Source organism: Pseudoalteromonas sp. CuT4-3, from assembly GCF_035666335.1.
Lineage (GTDB): Bacteria > Pseudomonadota > Gammaproteobacteria > Enterobacterales > Alteromonadaceae > Pseudoalteromonas > Pseudoalteromonas atlantica.
In genome coordinates this window covers 2,424,685-2,448,926 of record NZ_CP142030.1, presented here as the reverse complement: position 1 = coordinate 2,448,926, position 24,242 = coordinate 2,424,685, and the positions used below count along the sequence as shown (strand labels likewise).

The following is a 24,242-nucleotide window of genomic DNA, read 5'->3' as shown; positions in this document are numbered from 1 at the left end:
AGACTAAAAAGGCACTTTTCAGTGCCTTTTTTATTGCATCAAAATTGCGCTGTTAAATAAAGCGCTTATTTAAGGTTTGTCGCTATTTAACATGTCATCGTGTTCGGCCATATCCCACGGAAGTTCCCCTGGGCTGTTACCTAAAAAGTGCAAGTAATTCTCAAATTGATCAAGAATGTCCTTCACAATATCATCTTCACTGTAGCCATATACATCGTAAGATAACCCACCGCGGCGTAAGAAAACATCTGCCTTGTAATACATCTCGGAGTTATCAGCATCCGGTTTTAGCTCTGTATAGGCAAAGCTTGGCATTGGGTGCTCAGTAAGGCGAATATCATACACAAAATCAACATGTTCATGGCGTAGTACGGTTAAATGGGCGCGGCCTAAGTCAGTATCAAAATCTACCTCGGCATGCCACTGGCGCGCTTTTAATTCTGCTTGTACAGCTTGCATTGCTTGTACCACCACACTACTGATGAAGGTATGCACTTTTTCCTTATTCGGATAATTAACCATAGCGGCTAACCGGCGCTTCCAATGAGATAGGTTAACATTACGGCTATTGAGCGCATGTGCTTGTAAGCTCGTATCGCGATGGCCTTCAATGGTAAGTGCGCGCCAAAGTCCCGCGGTTGCAATAAGCATAATAATAGCAAAGGGTAGGGCACTGGCTATTGTCATAGTTTGTAGTGCACTTAGCCCACCTGCTACTAATAAAACAGCAGCCACAGCGCCTTCAAGCACAGCCCAAAACACCCGTTGCCATGCAGGCGTATCAATACTCCCGCCAGAGGCGAGGGAGTCAATAACTAACGAGCCCGAGTCAGATGAGGTTACAAAAAAGGTAATAATTAAGATAACCGTTAGTAGCGAAATAATAAACGATAACGGTAGCACTTCAAATAATTGAAATAGCGCAACGGCATGGTTTGCTTGAACATCGGTTATTAAAGTATTAAACCCTTCATTCATTATTAAATTTAGCGCGGTATCGCCAAATACAGAAAACCATAAAAAGGTAAAAATAGTCGGAACTAGCATCACGCCCACAACAAATTGCCTAATGGTTCTGCCGCGGCTAATTTTAGCGATAAACATACCAACAAAGGGTGCCCACGCTATAGTCCAGCCAAATATAAATAGGGTCCAGTTACCAATCCAATCACTACGGCTATAGGCTTGTAAATTAAAAGTACGCTCAACAATACCACTGAGGTAGCTGCCGGTATTTTGTAAAAACGATTCAAGAATATGAATAGTCGGGCCAATAAAAAACACAAAGGCCATTAATGATACGGCGAGTGTCATGTTTATTATAGATAAACGCTTCACTCCTTTATCCATACCTGCCACCACAGAAAGCGTTGCCGCTGCGGTAATAATAACAATAGCGGTAATTTGTACCGTGGTATTAATAGGGATGCTTGGCCATAAGTAGTGCAACCCGGCATTAATTTGAGTAACCGAAAGCCCTAACGTTGTGGCAATACCAAATAGCGTGCCTAATATGGCAAACACATCAACAGTGTGTCCAATAGGGCCATATATTTTATCACCAATAAGTGGATACAAGGCTGAGCGAATAGACAGCGGAAGGCCGTGGCGAAATGCAAAGTAAGCAAGCACTAAACCAACAATCCCATAAATTGCCCATATATGAAAACCCCAATGAAAAAATGCAATTTGCATAGCCTGCTTAGCGGCATCAACGGTTTCTGCGGCGCCCGCGGGCGGAGATGCATAATGGAGCACGGGTTCTGCTACACCAAAATAAAGTAATGCGACTCCGTAACCGGCCGAAAATAGCATGGCAAACCATTCGCCAAAGCTGTATTGCGGTTGCGCATGATCAGGCCCTAGCTTGATATTTCCCCAGCTGGAGGCGGCAACACAAACGATGAAAACTAAGAAGATGGCAACTGATAACATATAAAACCAGCCAAAGGTTTCTGTTATCCACTTGAGGGCGACACTGAATGCTTGCCCTGCCAGTTCAGGGTTGCTACTTGTACCAATGACCAAAAGCAGAATAATAAATACCGCGGGCAAAAATACCGGTAGCAAAATAGTTGAGCGTAAAGCAGTTTTTGTCATATTAATCCTTAATATTAATTGCTAACTTTCAAGTATGCTTTACTACCTTATTATATCTTGGGTGTGTTGGCTAATTCAGTCGTTTGTTTGTAAACGTATATTGCTTTGAATTAAGGTTGAGTTGAGCACAGAGAAACCCAACGGTTTAGCTATTTAAGAGATAAACTCTAATCTAAACAGAAAAGCTCTAAACCCAAAGGGCTTAGAGCTTTCTTAATTTTGCTAAAACACTAAGCTTTAATGTGTCGTTGGGTTTCGTTTCACTCAACCCAACCTACGTTTAACACCAATCAGCTTAGGGCTTACAGCTAAAAGCTTATCGCTTCTTTTAATCATCAATTGAGCGTAGTAGGGCGTTGATGCCTACTTTTTCGCGTGTTTGTTGATCTACCTTTTTCACGATAATTGCAGCGTATAGGCTGTGAGTGCCATCTTTTGATGGTAATGCACCTGGCACAACTACAGCGCCTGCAGGTACGCGGCCGTAGTGAATTTCGCCGGTTTCACGGTCGTAAATACGGGTGCTTTGGCTAATGTAAACGCCCATTGAAATAACAGCGCCTTCCTCTACTACTACACCTTCAACAATTTCAGAGCGTGCGCCAATAAAGCAGTTGTCTTCAATGATGGTAGGGTTAGCTTGTAGTGGCTCTAAAACGCCGCCTATGCCCACGCCGCCCGATAAGTGTACGTTCTTACCAATTTGTGCACACGAGCCAACAGTTGCCCATGTATCAACCATGGTGCCTTCATCTACAAATGCCCCAATGTTCACATACGATGGCATAAGTACGACGTTTTTACCTACAAAGCTGCCTTTACGTGCTACAGCATTTGGCACTACGCGCATGCCACCTTGCTGAAATTGCTCCGGTGTGTAGTCGCTAAATTTAAGCGGTACTTTATCGTAAAACTGGTTTACGCCGTCGTTCATTGGTTGGTTATCGCGAATACGGAACGATAATAAAACGGCTTTTTTAAGCCATTGGTGTACGACCCATTCGCCTGATATTTTTTCAGCAACACGGGCTGCGCCGCTATCAAGAAGCTCTAGTGCGTCAATAATCGCTTGTTTTACATCGCTAGATACGCTGCTTGGGCTAATGCTATCGCGGTTATCCCAGGCGTTTTCTATCATGGTTTTTAAATCTGACATGGTGTGTCCTTATTCTGTTTCGGCGTTGAATTTTTTACGTAATGCCTGATGAATTTTGGCTTGCTCTTCATCAGTCAGCGCTTGGTATTCGTTATTTGATACGACAAAGAAATCCTCTGCACGTTCACCTACCGTTGTAATACGGGCTGCGTGAATGTGTAATAAATGCGCTTGGAAAACTTCGGCAATTTTAGTAAGTAAACCAGGTATATCAACAGCTTGAATTTCTATTAGGCTGCGATCTTTACGGGCATGAGGGCGCAGCACTATTTTAGGTTTAATATTAAAGTCTTTAAATCGTTGCGAGCGATTCTTTTTAAAGCGTATTTTTTTACGTGGTTCGCTAAGTGCTTGCTCAAGCCCCCGTTTAATTGACTGAGCACGGCTACTTGCAATAGGGTCGCCGCTCACTTCAAGTATTACAAAGTTAAATAGGGCGTAGCCATCTTTGGTAGTAAGCACTTGAGCGTGTTGTATTTGCGCCTTTTTAGAACCAATTACGCTAACTAAGCGAGCGAATAACGGCCCAGAATATGGGCTATAAGCAAACACTTGCGTGCCACCATGCATTGCTTTATCAGAAACAATGACACTGGGTAGGCTTAAGTCTGCGCATTTTAATAGGTGCTCGGTTTGCCATGATATTTGCTGCTCGCTAAAGGCAGTAAAGTAATTGGCTTTAAAGCGGCTCCAAATTAAATCAATTTGGTTTTCTAGGTAGCCCAAATTAAGTAAGCGCTGTTTAGCTTGGTGTTTTTTATCGCGTATTTGGTCGCGTTGATCCATTGGGTTTTCAAGCCCTAGGCGTAATGCACGCTGAGTATGCAAGTATAATTCGCGTAGTAGGGTGTTTTTCCAATCATTCCATAAGTTGTCGTTGGTTGCGCGTATATCGGCAACAGTTAAACAATAGAGGTAATCGAGTTGGCGCTCTGTTTTTACGCGTGAGGCAAAGTCTTTAATAACACCTGGGTCATTTATGTCTTTACGCTGCGCAGTAACCGACATAAGTAAATGGTTAACAACTAACCACGATATAAGCTTGCCATCAGATGATGGGAAGCCATGTAATTTAGAAAAAGCAATGGCATCAACCGAGCCTAGCTCTGAGTGATCGCCGCCACGCCCTTTAGCAATATCATGAAAAATACCCGCTAAATAAAGCAGCTCAGGCTTATCCATTCGGGTTACTATTTCGCTACAAATAGGAAACTCGCTCACTTTAGATTTATCAAAATATTGGTAAATATTATTGATTAATTTATGGGTGTGCTCATCTACTGTGTAGGCATGAAATAAGTCAAATTGCATTTGCCCAAATATATTACGCCATTGTGGTAAATACGCGGCCAACATGCCGTGTTTGTGCATGAGCGTGAATGCGCGGCCCATGCCGTTAGGGTGTTTTACTATACGCATAAATGCCTCGCGGCACGCTGCGTAATCTTGTAAGTCACCTAATAGGCGCCTGCGTACTTGCCTAATGGTACGAATAGTACTTGGGTAAATATGGGTAATTTCGGGGTTGTCGGCAATATGCTCAAACAAAACAAAAAGTTGATCGCGTCTAAAAAATACCGATGGGTTTTTAACCCTAATTTGGTGCCCAACGCGTTCAAAGTCTTTGTCTAATTCAATCACTGGCGCTTCGCTGCTCTCTGGCATAATACTTTCTTCAAAGTACGATAGCAGCATTTGGTTAAGCTCGCGTACGCGGCTCATTATTCTAAATAAGCGTTTCATCATGCGCTCAACCGAGGCTTTACCATCGCTACCAAAGCCAAGTATTTCAGCTGTGTGTGGTTGATGGTCAAACAACAAACGGTTTTCTGAGCGCCCAGCGGCTAAATGCAGTGCAAAGCGAATATTCCAAAGGTTCTCTAGGCACTCCGAAAGCTCCTGAAACTCTTCATGCGTTAAGTAGCCGTGGCTAATTAGCTCTTGTAGGGTTTCGGCTCTAAAGTGCTTTTTAGCAACCCAAATAATGGTTTGTAAATCGCGAAGGCCACCGGGGTTTTCTTTTATGTTTGGCTCTAGGTTGTAAGCAGTACCGTGGCACTTTTTATGGCGTAGGTTTTGCTCTTGCACTTTGGCTACAAAAAATTCGCCTGAGCGCCAAACAGGGGTTTCTATAATATGCGTTTTGAGTTTTTCAAACTCAATGTGATTACCAAAAATGAGCCTGCTTTCGAGCAAGCTGGTGGCAAAGGTAACGTCTTCACGTTTTTGCTCTATGGCTTGTTCAATGGTACGCACACTGTGGCCTATCTCTAAATTGAGATCCCATAGCATGGTAACAAACTGGCCTATTTTTTCGCATATTTGCTCGCTAGGCGGCTGCGTAACAAGCAATAAAAAGTCAATGTCGGAGTAGGGGTGTAGCTCGCCACGGCCGTACCCGCCCACGGCAATAAGGGCAAGATCAGGCTCGTGAGCTAAATCGTAAACATGAAACAGTTTAATTAGCAGGCGGTCTATAAACTCAGCCCGGGCATTAATTAAATTACCAACTGGTTGCTTAGAAAATTCGTTATGTAACCACTTATAAAAATAGCTAGAACAATCGCGATAAACGCTCAGTTGCTCAGCATCGCTAAGCAACTTTTTTACTTTGTTGGGTAATGCCACGTGGGCTGGCTCCTTATTGAACCGTTAGCATTGATAAATAACCTGAACGTGAAGTAATAAGTCTATCCCCAGCGGCTATTTTCAGTGTTAACAGTGTTGAATCCACTTGCAAATAGGCTCGCTATTTGGCGCGTCAATTCGATTTGTTTTCACTGAAAATCTCCAACTTGGAAAAAATAAATTAAATATTACATATAATTCAGTATGTTATTAAATGTATTAACCCGATTAGAGGTTAAATACTTTTATCAAGTGGCTCGGTTTTTATTAGTGTTCGATAATCCTGTCGATAGTATCATCTGATCGCAGCGTTAAAATTTCAACACCATTTTCAGTCACTAATAGGGTGTGTTCCCACTGTGCAGACAAACTACGGTCGCGTGTAACTACAGTCCACTCATCTTTTAAAAGTTTACACTGGCGCTTACCTGCGTTAACCATTGGCTCTATTGTTAAACACATACCGGCTTTAAGTGTTTCGCCAGTACCTGCTTTACCGTAGTGCATTACTTGAGGCTCTTCATGAAATTCGCTACCAATACCGTGGCCGCAGTATTCACGTACAATTGAGTAGTTAAAGCTCTCTGCGTATTTTTGAATTGCTTCACCAATATCGCCTAAGCGCACACCTGGTTTTACCATTTTAATGGCAAGGTATAAGCTTTCTTGTGTTACTTGTGCAAGGCGTTTACCTTGAATGTTAGGCGTACCTACATGAAACATCTTTGAGGTGTCGCCGTGGTAACCGTCTTTAATTACGGTTACATCAATGTTGACGCTATCGCCATCTTTTAGCGGTTTGTCATTTGGAATACCGTGGCAAATTACATGATTTACAGAGGTACAAACCGACTTAGGAAAACCGTGGTAATTTAGTGGCGCAGGTATGGCATCTTGCACATTTACAATATAATCATGACAAATTGTATTTAGCTCATCAGTAGTCACACCTGGCACTACATGTGGTTCAATCATTTCAAGTACGTCTGCCGCTAAACGCCCGGCTACACGCATTTTTTCAATTTCTTCAGGGGTCTTGATCACAGCGCTCATTGAGGCTCCAAAGTTGCGTTTTTTAACATTTATCGTCGCACAAATTTTGCACGCGACGTTGAGTATTTAATTTTAATATGGTATAAAGCGCGCCGTCTTTTTACAAATAAATTCTTAAATGATTTTTTGTATTTAAGGCAAACACAATTTTATTTTAACACACACACGTATCGTCACATACACTTGGGTGCATTTGAAGTTTAAATACTTCGGTGTTGGTGCTATGGGATATGTGGAGGCCTAACCCTAAACTACATAGAGGATTTACAAAATGGCAAACGTTTCAATGCGCGATATGCTTCAAGCTGGTGTTCACTTTGGTCACCAAGCACGTTACTGGAACCCTAAGATGAAGCCTTTCATCTTCGGCGCACGTAACCGTGTACATATCATCAACCTTGAGCAAACAGTACCAATGTTCAACGACGCACTTAAGTTTTTATCAAGTGCTGCTGCAAACAAAGGTAAAGTTCTTTTCGTTGGTACTAAGCGCGCAGCAAGCGAAGCAGTTAAAGAAGCTGCTTTACAAAGCGACCAGTTCTTCGTTAACCACCGCTGGTTAGGTGGTATGTTAACTAACTGGAAAACAGTTCGTCAGTCAATCAAGCGTCTTAAAGACCTTGAAGCTCAAAGCCAAGACGGTACTTTCGAGAAGTTAACTAAGAAAGAAGCGTTAATGCTTACTCGCGAAATGGAAAAGCTTGAAAAGAGCCTTGGCGGTATCAAAAACATGGGTGGCCTTCCAGACGCTATCTTCGTTATCGATGCTGATCACGAGCACATTGCTATCCGTGAAGCAAACAACCTAGGTATTCCAGTTGTTGCAATCGTTGATACTAACTCTAACCCAGACGGTGTTGATTACATCGTACCTGGTAACGATGATGCTATCCGTGCAATCAACCTTTACACTAGCTCTGTTGCAGCTGCTATCACTGAAGGTCGTGAGAACAACATCGTTGCTCAAGCTGAGAAAGACGACTTTGTAGAAGCTGAGTAATTAGCTGTCATCAAGTCTTCATCTTTTTAAGGTGAAGACTTGCTATTCTTGTAGAGCGGTTTACCCGCTTATCTAATACCTGATTTCAGATTTGAGGATTTACTAATGGCTGTAACTACTGCCCTAGTTAAAGAATTACGCGAGCGTACTGGCGCTGGCATGATGGATTGTAAAAAAGCGTTAACTGAAACTGATGGCGACATCGAGTTAGCGATTGAAAACATGCGTAAGAGCGGTGCTGCAAAGGCTGCTAAGAAAGCAGGTAACATTGCTGCTGAAGGTACTATCATCATCAAGCAAAACGATGGTGTTGCAGTACTAGTAGAAGTTAACTGTCAAACTGACTTCGTAGCAAAAGACGAAAGCTTCTTAGCGTTTGCTAACAAAGTTGCTGACGCTGCTATCGCTGAAACAATCACTATCGAAGACTTACAAGCTAAGTTTGAAGAAGACCGTGTTGAGCTAGTAACTAAAATTGGTGAAAACATCAACGTACGTCGTCTTCAGTACATCACTGGTGAAACACTTGTTGAATACCGTCACGGTGAGCGTATTGGTGTTGTTGTTGCAGGTGTTGCTGATGAAGAAACACTTAAGCACATTGCAATGCACGTTGCTGCTTCAAACCCAGAGTACTTAACGCCTGAAGATGTACCTGCTGACGTTGTAGAAAAAGAAAAGCAAGTTCAAATCGACATCGCGATGAACGAAGGCAAGCCTGCTGAAATCGCTGAAAAAATGGTTGTTGGCCGCATGAAGAAATTTACTGGTGAGGTTTCTCTTACTGGTCAAGCTTTCATCATGGAGCCTAAAAAATCTGTTGGCGAAATTCTTAAAGAGAAAAACGCAACAGTTACTAGCTTCGCACGTGTAGAAGTTGGTGAAGGTATCGAGAAGAAAGAAGAAGATTTTGCTGCTGAAGTTGCTGCTCAAATTGCAGCTGCAAAAGGCGAGTAAGATTAACTATTTGTGATGCATAAGGAAATTAGATGCCATTAAAGTACTATTTGCTTTTGCGTCACGCTTAGAAATTCTTTAAAATAACCGCGCTTTTATGTTTATCATAAGCGCGGTTATTTTTTACCCATAATTTAATAAAAAGTTGGCCCCAATACTATGACTATCAATCGTAAACCTATTTTTAGACGTGTTCTTCTCAAATTAAGTGGTGAAGCTTTAATGGGAGACGAAGGCTTCGGCATCGACCCAAAAGTGCTAGATCGTATGGCCCAAGAAATTAAAGAGCTGGTAGAACTCGACGTAGAAGTGGGTTTGGTTATCGGCGGTGGTAACTTTTTACGTGGCGGATCACTAGCAGAAGCTGGCATGAACCGCGTAGTTGGTGACCACATGGGTATGCTTGCAACCGTAATGAACGGCCTTGCAATGCGTGATGCACTACACCGTGCATTTGTTAATTGTCGTTTAATGTCGGCAATCCCTCTAAACGGTGTATGTGATGCATACAACTGGGCTGAGGCAATTAGCTTATTAAAATCTGGCCGCGTTGTTATTTTTGCAGCAGGTACGGGTAACCCGTTCTTCACTACCGATTCTGCTGCGTGTTTACGCGGTATTGAAATTGAAGCCGACACTGTAATTAAAGCGACTAAGGTTGATGGCGTATTTAGTGATGATCCGGTTAAAAACCCAGAAGCCACGCTTTACCGTCACTTAAGCTACAATGAAATTATTGATAAAGAACTAAAAGTAATGGATTTAGCGGCGTTTACACTCGCTCGCGATCATAATATGCCATTGAGCGTATTTAACATGAATAAATCAGGCGCCTTAAAACGCGTAATTATGGGTGAAGAAGAAGGCACACTTATCTCTTCACAAGCCTCAGATGAAGTAATCAAATAATTAGGATTAAACCGTGATTAACGATATTCAAAAAGATGCGCAAGAGCGCATGCAAAAAAGTGTAGCAGCACTAGGTAGTCAACTATCAAAAATTCGTACAGGTCGTGCTCACCCAGCAATTTTAGACGGCATTATGGTATCGTACTACGGTGCTGATACACCGCTTAACCAAGTGGCTAATGTAACGATTGAAGACTCTCGTACGCTGGCTATCGGCGTATTCGATAAGTCTTTAGCGCAAGCTGTAGAAAAAGCAATTATGGCGTCTGACTTAGGTTTAAACCCTATGTCTGCTGGTACAGTAATTCGCGTACCACTTCCTCCGCTTACAGAAGAGCGTCGTAAAGATTTAATTAAAATTGTACGTGGCGAAGTTGAAAGCGGCCGTGTTGCTGTGCGTAACATTCGTCGTGACGCTAATGGCGATGTAAAATCTTTATTAAAAGATAAAGAAATTTCTGAAGATGAAGCGCGTCAAGCAGAAGATACAATTCAAAAGCTTACAGATAAATTTATCAAAGAAATGGATGCACAACTAACAGCGAAAGAAGCTGAGTTGATGGAAATCTAAACAGCTAAATAACCTCAATGCAGGTTATGAAATATATTAGTTTTGAAACGCCGTCTAGGGTATACTAGGCGGCGTTTTTTTATGGAATACTCAATATTTATGGTTCTAGACGCTGATACAATTTCACAGCAATGTTTACCTAAACATGTTGCCATCATCATGGATGGTAACGGGCGTTGGGCGCAAGCTAGAAATAGACCTCGTGTGTTCGGGCATAAAAAAGGCGTGGACGCAGTTCGTCAATCTGTTCAGTTTTGTACTAAATTAGGGATACAATCGTTAACCTTATTTGCTTTTAGTAGTGAAAACTGGCGCCGCCCCGAAGACGAAGTAAACACTTTAATGGAGCTTTTTTTGTTTGTTTTAACAAAGGAAGTAAAAAAGCTTCATAAAAATAATGTAAAACTGACCATTATTGGAGATTTATCACGATTCTCTGAAAGTTTACGTAGCAAAGTAAACGCTGCACATGAGCTAACAGCAGATAACACCGGTTTGCATTTAAACGTGGCCGCTAATTATGGCGGTAGATGGGATATGGCAAATGCAGCAAAGCAACTAGCACTACAAGTTGCAAACGGACAACTCAAGGCAGAGGATGTTACAGAAGAGCGCTTAGCACAGCATATGAGCATGGCAGACCAAGCGGAGCCGGATTTACTAATTCGCACGGGTGGTGATGTTCGTATTAGTAACTTTTTACTATGGCAAGCTGCTTATGCGGAACTTTACTTTACCGAAACTCTTTGGCCTGATTTTAATGAAGCAGCATTTGCTGAGGCCATTGCGTGTTACGTTGCCAGAGAGCGACGTTTTGGTTGTACGGGCGAACAAATAAAACAATTACTCGCTCAAACCTAAAATAGAATAAGGGTCACTATTTTGTTAAAACAACGAATTTTAACCTCGGTTGTATTAGCGCCGTTAGCGCTAGCCTTGGTTTTTTATACTCCACTAACATTGTTTAGTTATTTTGCCGGTATTATTGTTTTACTTGGCGCGTGGGAGTGGTCTGCTTTTATGGGCCTATGCACAAAATTAAAACGTGGTGCGTTTGTGGTGTTAATTGGCGCGTTATTGGCGCTGCTAAATTTACATTGGCCGATTGAATCACTGTGGCAAAACGGCCAGCTGGTCGGGGATGCAAATTACTTATTTACGCTCTCGTTTGCTTGGTGGATTGTGGCCAGTTATTTAATTTGGCGCTACCCAGCCATGGCCAAAGCATGGAACGAAGGCTTGGTAATGCGCGGCATTGCCGGGTTGCTTACTTTAATCCCACTTTGGCTTGCACTCAATACCTTACGTAGCGCGCAATACGCTGAATCAACGCACTTTGGCTCGGTACTGATTTTAGTGGTACTTGGTATTGTGTGGAGCGCCGATGTAGGGGCTTATTTTACAGGCAAAAGTTTTGGTAAGCACAAGCTTATGCCAAAGGTGAGCCCAAATAAAACCATCGAAGGCCTAGCAGGCGGTGTGGTTGCATCGATTATATTTGTTTTAGCTTTTTGTCACTTTACCGGTGTGGATTTTGCTGTATGGCCTATTTATGCCGTAATGACCGCCTTTATAGCCTTGTTTTCGGCTGTTGGTGATTTACTCGAAAGCATGTTTAAACGTGAAGCCGGCCTAAAAGACAGTGGTCGCTGTTTACCCGGCCACGGCGGTATTTTAGATAGAATTGACAGCTTAACCGCAGCAGCCCCAATGTTTGTAATGTGCTATGCATGGACCTTGAGTTTATGAGCCAACAGCAACAACTTGTTATTTTAGGCGCTACAGGTTCAATTGGGTTAAGTACATTAGATGTTATAGCGCGAAACAAAGCGCTATTTAACGTATTTGCCCTCACTGCAGGCCACAATGCAAAAAAAATGGCAGAGCTGTGTATTGAGCACGAACCGTTATATGCGGTTATGGCCACACAAAGCGCTGCAGAGCAACTATCATCGTATTTAAATAATACGCCATGCCAAACCTTAGTAATGCATTCACCGCAGGCTATGAGCGATTTATGTGCGCATCCCGATGTCGATACCGTCATGTCAGCTATTGTTGGCGCTGCCGGTTTACTGCCTACACTAAGCGCCGTTGAAGCAGGTAAAAAAGTACTGCTTGCCAATAAAGAATCGTTGGTTATGTCAGGGCAGTTGTTTATTGATAAAGTAAAACAGCATAAAGCCACGTTGTTGCCTATTGATAGCGAGCATAACGCTATTTTTCAGTGCTTACCTCATTCACTTCAAAACGCAAACGCTGATCAAAATTTACAAGAGCATGGCGTAAGTAAAATATTGCTTACCGGCTCTGGTGGGCCATTTTTAACGCGCGATATAAATACCTTAAAAGAGGTTACGGTTAGTGAAGCCGTCGCTCACCCTAATTGGTCTATGGGGCAAAAAATATCGGTAGATTCAGCCACCATGATGAACAAAGGGCTTGAATTTATTGAAGCTAAATGGCTGTTTAATTGTGACACCAGCGATATTGATGTGGTGATCCACCCGCAAAGTATTATTCATTCTATGGTGCAATACCACGATGGCTCCATTTTAGCGCAAATGGGTAACCCCGATATGCGCACACCTATTGCACACGCACTCGCTTACCCAGATCGAATTAACGCGGGTGTAAAACCACTCAACTTTTCGGATATTTGTGATTTTTCGTTCACAAAACCTGATTTTGCGCGTTATCCAAATTTACAACTTGCTATTGATGCGTGCAGCGCAGGGCAAGGCGCAACCACAACGGTAAATGCAGCAAACGAAATAGCGGTTGCGGCATTTTTAAAAGGCCAAATTGGCTTTACTGACATTTATAAAATTAATGCACAAACGCTTGATGCGGCCACATTCACTAACGTACAAAGCCTAGATGAAATATTAGCGTGTAACCAACAAGCCCGCCAACGTGCAGCGGACCTAATAACAAAAGTGACTCATTAATATGTTAGATTTTTTTTGGAATCTTGGCTCGTTTATTTTAGCGCTGGGCATTTTAGTTGCTATTCATGAATATGGGCACTTTTGGGTGGCCCGTAAAATGGGTGTTAAAGTGCTGCGCTTTTCGATTGGTTTTGGTAAACCGCTTTTAAAGTGGCACGATAAATACAATACAGAATACGTAATTGCCGCTATTCCGCTGGGTGGCTACGTTAAAATGCTTGATGAACGCGTGGATGAGGTACCTGAAAATGAGCGCCATTTGTCATTTAACGCTAAATCGGTTCAGGCCCGTATAGCCATAGTAGCAGCCGGCCCGCTGGCTAATTTTTTATTTGCTATTGTGGCGTTGGCGGCTATGTACATGGTGGGCGTGCAATCGGTAAAACCTGTAGTGGGTAGTATTACCGAAGGTAGCAGAGCAGAGCAGGCGGGCATTATGCCCTCTGAACAAATTATTAAAATTGGTGATGACACAATTGCCACCTGGCAAGATGCAACTTTTGCACTTATGTCGAGCTTAGGTGAGCAAAGCGTGCCCGTAGTAGTGCGTAACAAAAACTACCAAGAGCAAACAAAAATGCTTAACGTAGAGGGTTGGAAGCTCGATCAACAAGACGTGCCGCCACTGAGTTCGTTGGGTATTGTACCGTTTAGACCGCAAGCCACATTAACCATTGCGGCTATTACTAAAAATTCAGCAGCCGAACTGGCTAATTTGCAGGTTAACGATACGATTATCGCTGTAAATGGTGAAACAATAAGCGATTGGCAGCAATTAGTTAATCTTATTACGCAATCGGCTAACAAATCTTTACAATTTAGTGTAAAAAGACAAGATAGTATAAATAGCGTAACAGTAACGCCTAAATCGCGCATTAATGAGCACGGTATTGAACAAGGGTTTTTAGGTGTTGCGCCGGTTGTTCAACCTTGGCCTGAGGGCTATGTTGAAACCCGAAGCTTTGGTCCGCTTGATAGTATTGCTCGTGGTACCCAAGAGACCTGGCGCCTTATAACGCTTAGCTTTGACATGATTGGTAATTTAATTACAGGTCAGGTTTCGGTTAAAAATTTAAGTGGCCCTGTGGGCATTGCAGTTGGTGCAGGAACTAGCGTAAGCTACGGGCTAGTCGCCTTTTTAAGCTTTTTAGCGCTAATAAGCGTTAACTTGGGTGTATTTAATTTATTACCTCTGCCAGTGCTTGATGGTGGACACTTAATGTATTACATAATTGAACTTTTCCGTAAAAAGCCGGTCTCTGAAAAGACACAAGAATTTGGTTTTAAAGTGGGCGCATTGCTGCTCATATTTTTAACATGTTTCGCTTTGTTCAATGATGTATCGCGTTTGTAGTTACAGCGTGACAATTACTAATTAGAACACGATTGTAAGCATCACTAATTATTAGTTTTGATGTTAAGCGGTAATACAGTTGTAAAGGATAAAGATAATAAAATGGCTATAAAAAAACATTTGGCAGTTTCAAGTTTATTGGGTGCAAGTTTTGCAGCCCTGGGCCAAAACTCCTTTATTGTTGAAGATTTAAAAATTGAAGGTTTGCAACGTGTAGCACTTGGTGCAGCACTAACGCATGTTCCTATCAATGTGGGCGATAACGTTGATGACTATACGATTTCAAAAACAATAAAGTCACTTTATCGTTCAGGTCACTTTGACAACATCAAAGCGTTACGCGATGGTAATAACGTTATTTTTAAAGTGACTGAGCGTCCTACTATTAGCTTTATTGAATTTGAAGGCAATAAAGATATAAAAGACGAGCAGCTTAACGAATCACTCGATCAGCAAGATATTCGCCAAGGTGAACCGCTTGATAAAACCGTTATCGATAATATCGAAAAAGGGTTGGTTGAGTTTTTCCACAGTATTGGTAAATACAATGCCACCGTTGATATTAGCGTAACTAAGCTGCCACGTAACCGTGTAAAGCTTAAGCTAGAATTTGACGAAGGCGAAGCCGCCTCTATTCGTCAAATCAACTTAGTGGGTAACGAATTATTCTCTAACGAAGAGCTTTTAAAGCTTGCTGAATCGCAACAAGATTTACCGTGGTGGCAGTTTATGGGTAGCGACCGTTACCAAAAACAAACCATTGAAGGCGATTTAGAAAAAATTCGCAGCTTTTACTTAGACCGCGGTTACTTACGTTTTAATATCGACTCTACGCAAGTATCAGTAAGTCCTGAGCGCGAATCTGTGTATGTAACTGCTAACTTAACAGAAGGTGTTAAGTACACAGTTAAAGGTTTTGACTTTATCGGTGATTTACTTGGCCGAGAAGAGCTAATCAAAAGCGTTATCCCACTTCGCGCCGGCGAGCTTTACAATGGCTCAGTGGTGACCTCATCTGAAGAATTTATCAAAAGCTACTTAGCGCGCTTTGGTTATGCCAATGCCGAAGTACGCACAATTCCAGAAATTGATGATGAAAAACAAGAAGTGCAACTTACGCTGTCGGTAAATCCGGGCAAGCGTGTGTACGTACGTCGTATCATCGTTGGTGGTAACCAAAATACCGCTGATGAAGTACTTCGTCGCGAAATGACACAACTTGAAGGTGCCTGGTTATCTAATCAAAACCTTGAGCGCTCAAAGCTGCAAATTCAACGTTTACCGTACATGGAAACTGTTGACTTTAACGTAGTACCAGTACCGGGTGTAGATGACCAAGTAGACGTAGACTTTACAGTAAAAGAGCAATCGGCCGGTAGCTTTAACGCGGGCTTAGCGTATGGCTCATACGCAGGGCTTCAGTTTAATATTGGTGTAACCGAATCTAACTTTTTAGGTACGGGTAATCAAATTGGCTTAAACTTAAATACCTCTACTGGTTCTGAAAGCATTAGCTTGTCGTACACCGACCCTTACTTTACGCCAGATGGTGTATCGCAAGGCAGCAGTATTTTTTACAACAACTACGATGCCAGTAAATTTAGCTTAGTAGATTATAAATCAACAAGTTACGGTATTGGTACCAATATTGGTTTCCCAATTGATGCGGTAAACCGTGTTAACTTTGGCGTACGTTGGATTCAAGAAGAACTTTCAGAAATTGCCGAGTACGAACAAACTCGCGTACTACGCGAAACCTTCTTAGATGAAGAAAACCCAGATGCTGGCTTTGACTTTACTAAATATGAGCTAAGCGTTGGTTGGTCGCGTATCACAGTTAACCGTGGTTTATTCCCAACAGCGGGTTCGCGCCAAACATTAAATTTAACAGCCACAACGCCTAACTCTGATCTTCAGTATTTTAAACTGAACTACGATTCGCGTTTTTACTGGCCAATATCTAATGACCACCGTTGGGTGTTCTCAACACGTGCAGCGCTTGGTTACGGTAATGGTTATGGGTCAACCAATGGTTATGAGCAAACACTGCCATTCCAAGAGTTCTTCCGTATAACGGAAATGGAACTACGTGGCTTTGATCGTAATACTATACTGCCGCGTGCTGTATCACGTGTTCCTTTATCAATCCCTGGTACGCCAGGTGCTGATGGTACTACAACCGGTAGCATCGGTGGCTCTGATGAGTTTGATATTTTAGTACCGCAAGGGCGTATTGGTGGTAATGCAAAAGCGGTTGCAGGTATGGAGCTCATTGTACCTACGCCGTTCTTAGATGAAGAAAATACCAGCTCTGTACGTACCAGTTTCTTTGTAGATGCTGCCAACGTATGGGATACTGAATTTAACGTTGACCGTTTCCAAAACTTAGCGCCAGATGAGCGTGCTAAGTTAGATGATTACTCTGATCCAATGCGCTTTAGGGTATCAACCGGTTTATCTTTACAATGGATCTCTCCAATGGGTCCAATGCTGATTAGTTTTGCGTATCCATTGCAAAAAGAAGAAGATGACGATACAAAGACCATCAGCTTTAATATTAGTAACACTTTCTAAAGGAGTTTTTTGTGAAAAAATTATTTAAATCAACAGCAGTAGCCGTGTTAGCAACATTGATGATGGGCACCTCTGCAAGTGCATTTGCCCACAAAGTAGGCATTGTTGATATGCAAGAGATCTACAAGCAAATTCCTCAAATGGCTAAAATTGAGCAGTCTTTACAAACTGAGTTTGCTGAGCGTCGTCAAGAGCTTGAAAAACTACAAGGCGACATTCGCTTTGAAGCAGAAAAATTTAAGCGTGAAAGCACTACAATGAGCCAAGCTCAAAAAGATGCACTACGTGATAAAATTCAAGGCATGCAACAAAACCTTGCTGAAAAAGGTCGTCCTTTAGAGCAAGAAATCAAAGCACGTCAAAACCAAGAACTTGCTAAAGTTCAGGGTTTAATTATTAAAACAATTGAAGAAATTGCTAAAGATGGCGACTTCGATGAAGTTAAAGTTAAAGACACTACTATTTACTTTAACCCTAAAGAAGTAACTGATCTTTCAAGCAAAGTTGTATCAGCAGTTAGTAAGAAATAATCACTCTATGCAAAATTATACGCTTTCGCACATTGCGGAACTTCTAGGCGCCGAACTTCAAGGTGATGGCGCTTTAGAAATTACAAAAATAGCTACACTTGCAAATGCCCGTTCTGGGCATATTGCATTTTTAGCGAACTCAAAATATCGTACGCAGCTTGAAACCACACAAGCCAGCGCAGTGATTCTTAGCGAAGCCGATGCACCGTATTTTAGTGGCGCAAAAATCATTGTTGGAAATCCGTATGTGAGCTACGCAAAGCTTGCACAATTTATGGATACAACCCCGCAAGCGGCGCAGCAAGGTATACACGCTAGTGCGACTATTCACCCAAATGCAACGGTAAGCACAAGTGCTGCCATTGGCGCAAATGTTGTTATAGAAGCCGGTGCTGTAATTGGTGATAACGCACAAATTGGTCCGAACAGTTTCATCGGTGAACGTGTTAAAATAGGCTCTGGCACAAAGCTTTGGCCGAGTGTGACTATTTATCACGATGTTGAAATTGGCGCTGATTGTTTATTTCAAGCAAACAGTGTGGTTGGCAGTGACGGATTTGGCTATGCAAACGAGCGCGGGCAGTGGGTTAAAATTCCTCAGCTAGGCTCTGTGATTATCGGCGACAAGGTAGAAGTGGGCGCAAGCACAACAATTGACCGCGGCGCACTCGATAACACGATTATTCATAGTAATGTGATCATCGATAACCAATGTCAAATAGCACACAACGTTGAAGTTAACTCGGGTACTGCAATTGCAGGCTGTACTGTACTAGCAGGTAGTGTAACCATTGGTAAAAACTGCCAAATAGGTGGCATGACCGCAATTAATGGTCACATGTCAGTATGTGATGGTGTTATAATTACCGGCATGAGTATGGTGACTAAATCGATCACCGAGCCGGGTATTTACTCATCTGGTATGCCCCATACAACTAATAAAGAATGGCGTAAATCAATTGCCCACTTGCGTAATCTTTCAGACATGAAATCACGTCTCAAAGCGCTTGAAGCATTGGCTAAGTCATAACGTTGAACACTAATAAGGATGCTATTTTGGCAAACGAATTAAATAGCCTTGATATTCAAGAAATTTTAAGTTTATTACCACACCGCTACCCGATGCTTTTAATTGATCGTGTAATTGACTTTACGCCTGGCGAGTCACTTCATGCGATTAAAAATGTATCGGTTAACGAGCCTATTTTTACTGGCCACTTTCCAAATCAGCCAATTTTCCCTGGTGTGCTAATATTAGAAGCCATGGCGCAAGCCACCGGTTTATTAGGATTTAAAACAGTAGAAAACCGTAGCGATAACGAGCTTTACTTATTTGCTGCAGTAGATAACGCACGTTTTAAACAGCCAGTTATACCGGGCGATACAATGCATTTGCATGTAGAGTTTTTAAAAGAGCGTCGCAATATATGGAAATTTGCCGCTGAAGCAAGAGTCGACGGCAAGGTTGTATGTAGTGCCGAAATTATGTGTGCGAGAAGAGAGTTTTAATAGTGATCCATTCTACAGCAATAATCGAACCTGGCGCTAAACTAGGCAACAATGTCTCAGTTGGTCCATATAGCTATATTGGCAATGATGTTGTGATCGGTGATGACTGTATTATTGAGTCTCACGTTGTTATTAAAGGGCCATCTACTATTGGCTCTGGCAATCATATTTTTCAATTTGCGTCAGTAGGCGAAGCCTGCCAAGACAAAAAATATAACAACGAACCAACCACTCTTATTATGGGCGATAACAACGTTATACGTGAGTGTGCAACCATTCACCGTGGTACTATTCAAGACCAAGGTGTGACTAAAATTGGTAGCAATAACTTATTTATGGCGTATACCCACGTTGCTCACGATGCCGTAATTGGTAATAACGTTATATTTGCTAATAACGCAAGCGTTGCAGGGCACGTGCATGTAGGCGATTGGGTTATTTTAGGTGGTAACTCAGGTGTGCATCAATTTTGTAAAATTGGTGAACACGCATTTATTGGCATGTACTCAGGTGTTAATAAAGACGTACCGCCATTTGTAACCACCATTGGTATGCCAGCAGGCCCTGCAGCGACCAATAAAGAAGGTATGAAGCGTCGTGGCTTTGAAAGCGACGAAATTATGGCCGTACGCCGTGCTTATAAAGCGTTTTATCGTAAGAGCTTAAGTGTGGACGAAGCAATTGCCTCACTAAATGAAGATGCCGCTAAGTACCCTGCAGTACAAACCATGATTGATTTTGTGCAAAGCTCTGAGCGCGGTATCGTAAGATAAACGCCTTATGCTTTTTAAAAAAACCACCTAAGAGTAATCGACGGTGGTTTTTTATTGCCTATAAAATATTTTAATTCAGTACACACTCAGCCACGTAAGGTTAACCTTTGCGCGAATTTTTATAATTAAAGCGCATCTATGTCTTTTACTAAGTTAATTTTTACCCTCAGTTTTTTATCAATTTTAGCTGCGTGTAGCAGCCAACCTATAGTTACCTCTACTAATGGCGAGCGTACTCAGTTAGGTAAAGCCTCTTATTACGCTAATAAATACCATGGTCGCACAACAGCAAACGGCGAAACATTTAGCCAAAACGCATCCACTGCTGCGCATTTAGAATTACCCTTTGGTACAAAAGTGAAGGTTACAAACTTGGCAAATAACAAATCGGTGATCGTGCGAATAAACGATAGAGGCCCGTACGTTAGAGGGCGGGTTATTGATTTATCGTTAGGTATGTTTAAAAAAATTGCCGACCCTAAAGTCGGCGTTATAGATGTATCAATCAGCGTATTAGAACCGAGTAGTTAAGGCAACATAATCGGTATATGTTTCGCTAAGCTCTTTATGAGTGCCTTGCGCTACAAGGCTGCCATTTTCTAGCCAAATAATGTTATCCATTTGCGCTAAAAGAGCAGGGTCGTGGGTAATGGTAAGTACGCTTGCGTTACTCATTACCTGCATAATAGCGCTCATTACCGTTTGCTTAGATTGGTTATCAAGCCCTTCTGTAGGCTCATCAAGGACTAAAATAGCTGGGTTTTGTAATAAAGCTTGCGCAATGGCTATGCGCCTTGATTGGCCTTGAGAAACACTTCTCCCACCTGTGCCTAAACGGGTTTTTAATCCATCTTGTAGCTCATTAAACCAAGGTTTTAGCTGTGCAAGGTTAATGGCTTCAAGCATTTCTTCTTTTGTGGCGCTTGGCTTTGCATAGCGTAAGTTTTCACTTAATGTGCCATCAAAAATATGATGCTGCTGCGCGAGTATATTAATAACGCTTGCGCGGGTGTTGCTGCTTAGTGCGTGGAGTTCTTCTGCGTTATTTTCATCGCTTAGCCTAATACTGCCTTGCTGCACTGGCCATAACCCTGTGAGTAAATTAACCAAGGTGCTTTTACCACTGCCGCTTCTGCCTACAATCGCTACTTTTTGCTGTGCTTTAAGGGTAAAGCTGATATTAGTTAAAGCACTGTGCTCCTGGTATTTATAGCCAATGTTATTAAGCGCCAAAGTTGTATTGTTTTTATCAAACTGCATCTCAATTAACTCAGCGCTATTAGCTTCTTGCGCTGTGACTTTATCTTCCAGTGTAAATAGCCGCTCAGCGGCTTTGAGTACAGTGGGCAGCTCTATAAATGCATTTGGCAACAGCAATACAGTTTCAAAGCTTGCTAATACAAATAGGCTTAACATAGCAAGCTCAACATTTACCATAGCGCCGCTGTAAACCAAAGGCACAATAGTGACTATGGCGCCAAGCATAGCTAGCTGCACAACCAGCAAACTTAAACCGTCGCTATTTGCGAGTGCTTTATGGCGACTATAAAGTTGTTGGTTATATTGCTCATTTAGTTCATTACATTTTGAAATTTGCCCAGCACGTGCCTGATAAATACTCAGCTCTCTAAGGCCGGTTAGGGTGTCAGAAAGCTCAGCTCTAAGTTGTGCACTGAGCTGTGTTTCTTTATGGCTATTTTTATTTAATTTAGCACTTAACAGCGCAGGTAAAACAACACCAATTAATAAAATGCCTATAAAACAAATAAGCGCAACATTGGCGTTATAAGCCGCCATAAACACCATAATTATGGGCACACTCAACAGCGCTACCAGCATTGGCAGTAATATGTTTAAGTAAAACTTATCAAGCGCATCCACGTCATTTTGTAAGCGGTTAACTAAATCGGCGCTGCGGCTCATTGCTAAATCTACATTGTTTAGCTTACTTAGCGTGGCAAACATATTAACGCGTATTTCACTAAGTAATAAAAACGTCGCGTTATGTGTTACTAAGCGCTCACCATAGCGTGATGCAGTTCGTACAATCGCTAAAAATCGAATGGTTCCTGCAGGTGTAAAGTAATTCATTTGTACGCCTGCGATACCCGCTGCCGCCATTGAGGCTAAAAACCACCCCGATATAGCTAATAAGCCCACGTTTGCAAGTACCGTTAGCGTTGCTAAAAAAGTACCCAGTAGCATGGCTTTATAATGCGGGCGGCAAAGCTTTAATAGCCTTATAAAATTAGTCATTGTTTGCTCCTTGCGCTTGTAAATTAAGGAGTGATTTAAATGCGCCTTGTTGTTGCTCAAGTTGGCTGTAAGTACCTTGCTGTGCTATTTCGCCATTTTGCATAACAAGGATATTGCTTGCGTTTTTGACTGTATTTAGCCGGTGGGCAATGACCAACACTAAGTGGTTTTTAGCGTAATTATTTATAGCCTGCTGAATAAGCTGCTCGGTTTGGCTATCAAGGTGGGCTGTCGGTTCGTCAAGCACTAAAATAGGCGCTTGTTTTAAAAACGCCCGCGCGAGGGCTATACGCTGCTTTTGACCGCCAGAGAGCCCTTCACCTTGCTCACCTATCAGGGTGTCGAACCCATTCTCTAACGTCTTTATAAAATCTAAGGCGCCCGCTTGGTGTGCGGCTTGCTCAAGCTCTAGTTGCGTAGCGGCTGGCTTGGCTATTTTTATGTTATCGCTAATGCTTTGGTAAAAAAGCGTTGGGGTTTGTGGGATCCACGCAATTGCGTTTTGTAATGTGCTAATGCTTGTAGCATCAAGTGGTTTATTATTAATGCTTATTTGTTCAATCACCTGCGGATGAAACCCTAATAAACAATCAAATAAAGTACTTTTACCTGAGCCACTAGCACCTACTACTGCCACTAATCCTTTAGCGGGTAGCGTAAGGTTTATATTTTTTATGCCTTCGTTACTGTTTGGGTAGGTAAAGTTTAAGTTGTTTATGTTTATTGAGCTTATATGCTCCTCAAACTTTGTTTCATGTTGCTGTGATTGCTCAGGAAGTGGGGCATTTAAAATAGTGACCATATCGGCCGCTGCGCTTATACCTTGCAAGCGGGCATGGTAGTGGCTGCCTAATTGGCGCAGTGGTAAGTAAAATTCTGGGGCAAGTAGTAAAACAACAAAGCCGGTTGCAAAATCAAGCGTGCCAAAAAACAGTCTAAAACCAATGATTACCGCCACCAGCGCCACACTAATTGTGGCTAAAAATTCCAGCGCAAATGATGATAAAAAGGCAATTTTTAACACACCGAGTGTAGCGTGCCTAAAGTCATCAGAAATTTTGGCTATTTGTTTAAGCTCTTTTTGTGTTGCGTTAAACAATTTAAGTTGTGTTAAACCTTGTACGCGGTCAAAAAAGTAATTACCTAGTACGGCTAGTTGCTGCCATCTTTTTTGATTTAACGCCTCGGCCTTTGAGCCCACCAAAATCATAAAAAACGGAATAAGCGGGGCGGTTAATAAAAATATTAAGCCTGCTTTATAGTCGGTTGGAAAAATAACCATCAATATTGCCAGCGGAATAAGCGCGCTATAAGCAACGCCAGGCAAGTATTTAGCGTAGTAGTCGTGCAGTGCTTCAACGCCATCGTGCACGGTGTTGAGCGTTGCTCCTTGGCCGTGTTGTTCAATATAACTTGGGCCAAGTTGCGTTAATTTGGTCAATAAGGTTTGGCGCATAGCCGACTTTATTTTAAGTGCCGCATAAGCACTGAGCCTTTCACTGATAGCTAAAAACAGGGCTCTGAGTAAAATAATACCCGTAAGTGGCCAAAGTAAGTGGGTTACTTGGCTAAGGCTTGCACCTTCAAACATTACGTTATGAATAGTTTGTGCCACTAAATAGGCGCCTGCAATCATTAAAATAGCGTTAAATGTGCCCAGTGCAATACTTAACTTTAACCATGCACCCGCAGGCTTACTTTGCCGCTTTAAAAAAGCGCGCAGAGATTGCTGCTGCGCGCGATTTGGTCGGGGATTAGTCGTCATCTTTTGTGTTGTTAGCTTCGTTTAGTAAATCGTGCATCGGTTGTTCATCATCAGCTATGCTGTTTTTATTTTGATGAAACTCGTACCACATTACATTTATAACACCTAAGGTACAGGCTAAAAGTACACCTAAAATCCAAGCGAAATACCACATAA

21 protein-coding genes are annotated in these 24,242 nt (G+C 42.1%); 14 read left to right on the top strand and 7 right to left on the bottom strand.

The genetic code is table 11. The annotated features are described in order from the left end of the window. Positions 1 to 69 precede the first annotated feature (69 nt). The 4 genes from VOI46_RS11280 to map form a co-directional block, all read right to left on the bottom strand. Positions 70 to 2,100: a BCCT family transporter gene (locus VOI46_RS11280; protein WP_004586914.1), complete on the bottom strand. Its 2,031-nt coding sequence runs from the start codon at positions 2,098 to 2,100 to the stop codon at positions 70 to 72. A gap of 328 nt (positions 2,101 to 2,428) precedes the next feature. Next, positions 2,429 to 3,256, bottom strand: a complete 828-nt coding sequence (gene dapD / locus VOI46_RS11275) for a 2,3,4,5-tetrahydropyridine-2,6-dicarboxylate N-succinyltransferase (RefSeq protein WP_064386073.1) — start codon at positions 3,254 to 3,256, stop codon at positions 2,429 to 2,431. 9 nt (positions 3,257 to 3,265) lie between these two features. Then, entirely contained in the window at positions 3,266 to 5,884 is a 2,619-nt protein-coding gene (gene glnD, locus VOI46_RS11270) for a [protein-PII] uridylyltransferase (RefSeq protein ID WP_004586916.1), read from the bottom strand. Positions 5,885 to 6,151: 267 nt separating this feature from the next. Continuing rightward, positions 6,152 to 6,970: a type I methionyl aminopeptidase gene (gene map, locus VOI46_RS11265; protein ID WP_223230592.1), complete on the bottom strand. Its 819-nt coding sequence runs from the start codon at positions 6,968 to 6,970 to the stop codon at positions 6,152 to 6,154. Positions 6,971 to 7,208: 238 nt separating this feature from the next. On the opposite strand from map, the gene rpsB reads away from it, so the two are divergent. From rpsB to VOI46_RS11195, 14 genes are all read left to right on the top strand, one after another. Then, positions 7,209 to 7,937, top strand: a complete 729-nt coding sequence (gene rpsB, locus VOI46_RS11260; RefSeq protein WP_004586918.1) for a 30S ribosomal protein S2 — start codon at positions 7,209 to 7,211, stop codon at positions 7,935 to 7,937. A 105-nt stretch (positions 7,938 to 8,042) separates the two neighbouring features. Next, positions 8,043 to 8,894 (top strand): translation elongation factor Ts, encoded by an 852-nt coding sequence (gene tsf, locus VOI46_RS11255; protein WP_004586919.1) that lies wholly within the window; start codon positions 8,043 to 8,045, stop codon positions 8,892 to 8,894. Positions 8,895 to 9,053: 159 nt separating this feature from the next. Beyond that, positions 9,054 to 9,803 (top strand): UMP kinase, encoded by a 750-nt coding sequence (pyrH, locus tag VOI46_RS11250; protein WP_039972186.1) that lies wholly within the window; start codon positions 9,054 to 9,056, stop codon positions 9,801 to 9,803. Between the two features lie 13 nt (positions 9,804 to 9,816). Continuing rightward, on the top strand, positions 9,817 to 10,374 hold the full coding sequence (frr, locus tag VOI46_RS11245; protein ID WP_004586921.1) for a ribosome recycling factor: 558 nt from the start codon (positions 9,817 to 9,819) through the stop codon (positions 10,372 to 10,374). Between the two features lie 81 nt (positions 10,375 to 10,455). Further along, positions 10,456 to 11,235 (top strand): isoprenyl transferase, encoded by a 780-nt coding sequence (locus VOI46_RS11240; protein WP_004586922.1) that lies wholly within the window; start codon positions 10,456 to 10,458, stop codon positions 11,233 to 11,235. 21 nt (positions 11,236 to 11,256) lie between these two features. Further along, positions 11,257 to 12,123 carry a phosphatidate cytidylyltransferase gene (locus tag VOI46_RS11235; protein WP_004586923.1) on the top strand — a complete coding sequence of 289 codons (867 nt, stop codon included), beginning with the start codon at positions 11,257 to 11,259 and terminating at the stop codon, positions 12,121 to 12,123. Further along, positions 12,120 to 13,325 (top strand): 1-deoxy-D-xylulose-5-phosphate reductoisomerase, encoded by a 1,206-nt coding sequence (gene ispC, locus VOI46_RS11230; protein ID WP_039972188.1) that lies wholly within the window; start codon positions 12,120 to 12,122, stop codon positions 13,323 to 13,325. Before VOI46_RS11235 ends, ispC begins: the two co-directional genes overlap by 4 nt. 1 nt (position 13,326) lies before the next feature. After that, positions 13,327 to 14,679: a sigma E protease regulator RseP gene (gene rseP / locus VOI46_RS11225; RefSeq protein ID WP_324738016.1), complete on the top strand. Its 1,353-nt coding sequence runs from the start codon at positions 13,327 to 13,329 to the stop codon at positions 14,677 to 14,679. A 102-nt stretch (positions 14,680 to 14,781) separates the two neighbouring features. Then, complete coding sequence (gene bamA / locus VOI46_RS11220) at positions 14,782 to 17,253, top strand: outer membrane protein assembly factor BamA (protein ID WP_024033814.1); 2,472 nt, start codon at positions 14,782 to 14,784, stop codon at positions 17,251 to 17,253. Positions 17,254 to 17,264: 11 nt separating this feature from the next. Further along, complete coding sequence (locus VOI46_RS11215; protein ID WP_004586927.1) at positions 17,265 to 17,783, top strand: OmpH family outer membrane protein; 519 nt, start codon at positions 17,265 to 17,267, stop codon at positions 17,781 to 17,783. A gap of 7 nt (positions 17,784 to 17,790) precedes the next feature. Further along, complete coding sequence (gene lpxD, locus VOI46_RS11210) at positions 17,791 to 18,813, top strand: UDP-3-O-(3-hydroxymyristoyl)glucosamine N-acyltransferase (RefSeq protein ID WP_004586928.1); 1,023 nt, start codon at positions 17,791 to 17,793, stop codon at positions 18,811 to 18,813. 26 nt (positions 18,814 to 18,839) lie between these two features. After that, entirely contained in the window at positions 18,840 to 19,292 is a 453-nt protein-coding gene (gene fabZ / locus VOI46_RS11205; RefSeq protein ID WP_004586929.1) for a 3-hydroxyacyl-ACP dehydratase FabZ, read from the top strand. Between the two features lie 2 nt (positions 19,293 to 19,294). Beyond that, entirely contained in the window at positions 19,295 to 20,065 is a 771-nt protein-coding gene (gene lpxA / locus VOI46_RS11200) for an acyl-ACP--UDP-N-acetylglucosamine O-acyltransferase (RefSeq protein WP_324738015.1), read from the top strand. Between the two features lie 138 nt (positions 20,066 to 20,203). Next, positions 20,204 to 20,596 carry a septal ring lytic transglycosylase RlpA family protein gene (locus VOI46_RS11195; protein ID WP_004586931.1) on the top strand — a complete coding sequence of 131 codons (393 nt, stop codon included), beginning with the start codon at positions 20,204 to 20,206 and terminating at the stop codon, positions 20,594 to 20,596. Here the strand turns inward: VOI46_RS11195 and cydC are convergent. Genes cydC through cydX form a run of 3 tightly spaced genes read right to left on the bottom strand, consistent with a single transcriptional unit; the run spans position 20,579 to position 24,240 of the window. Beyond that, a complete protein-coding gene (gene cydC, locus VOI46_RS11190) occupies positions 20,579 to 22,321 on the bottom strand; it encodes a thiol reductant ABC exporter subunit CydC (protein ID WP_004586932.1) in 1,743 nt (580 codons plus the stop codon). The genes VOI46_RS11195 and cydC overlap by 18 nt on opposite strands. After that, positions 22,314 to 24,086, bottom strand: a complete 1,773-nt coding sequence (gene cydD, locus VOI46_RS11185; protein WP_324738014.1) for a thiol reductant ABC exporter subunit CydD — start codon at positions 24,084 to 24,086, stop codon at positions 22,314 to 22,316. Before cydD ends, cydC begins: the two co-directional genes overlap by 8 nt. Beyond that, positions 24,076 to 24,240, bottom strand: a complete 165-nt coding sequence (gene cydX, locus VOI46_RS11180) for a cytochrome bd-I oxidase subunit CydX (protein WP_004586934.1) — start codon at positions 24,238 to 24,240, stop codon at positions 24,076 to 24,078. Before cydX ends, cydD begins: the two co-directional genes overlap by 11 nt. Between the last annotated feature and the right edge of the window lie 2 nt (positions 24,241 to 24,242).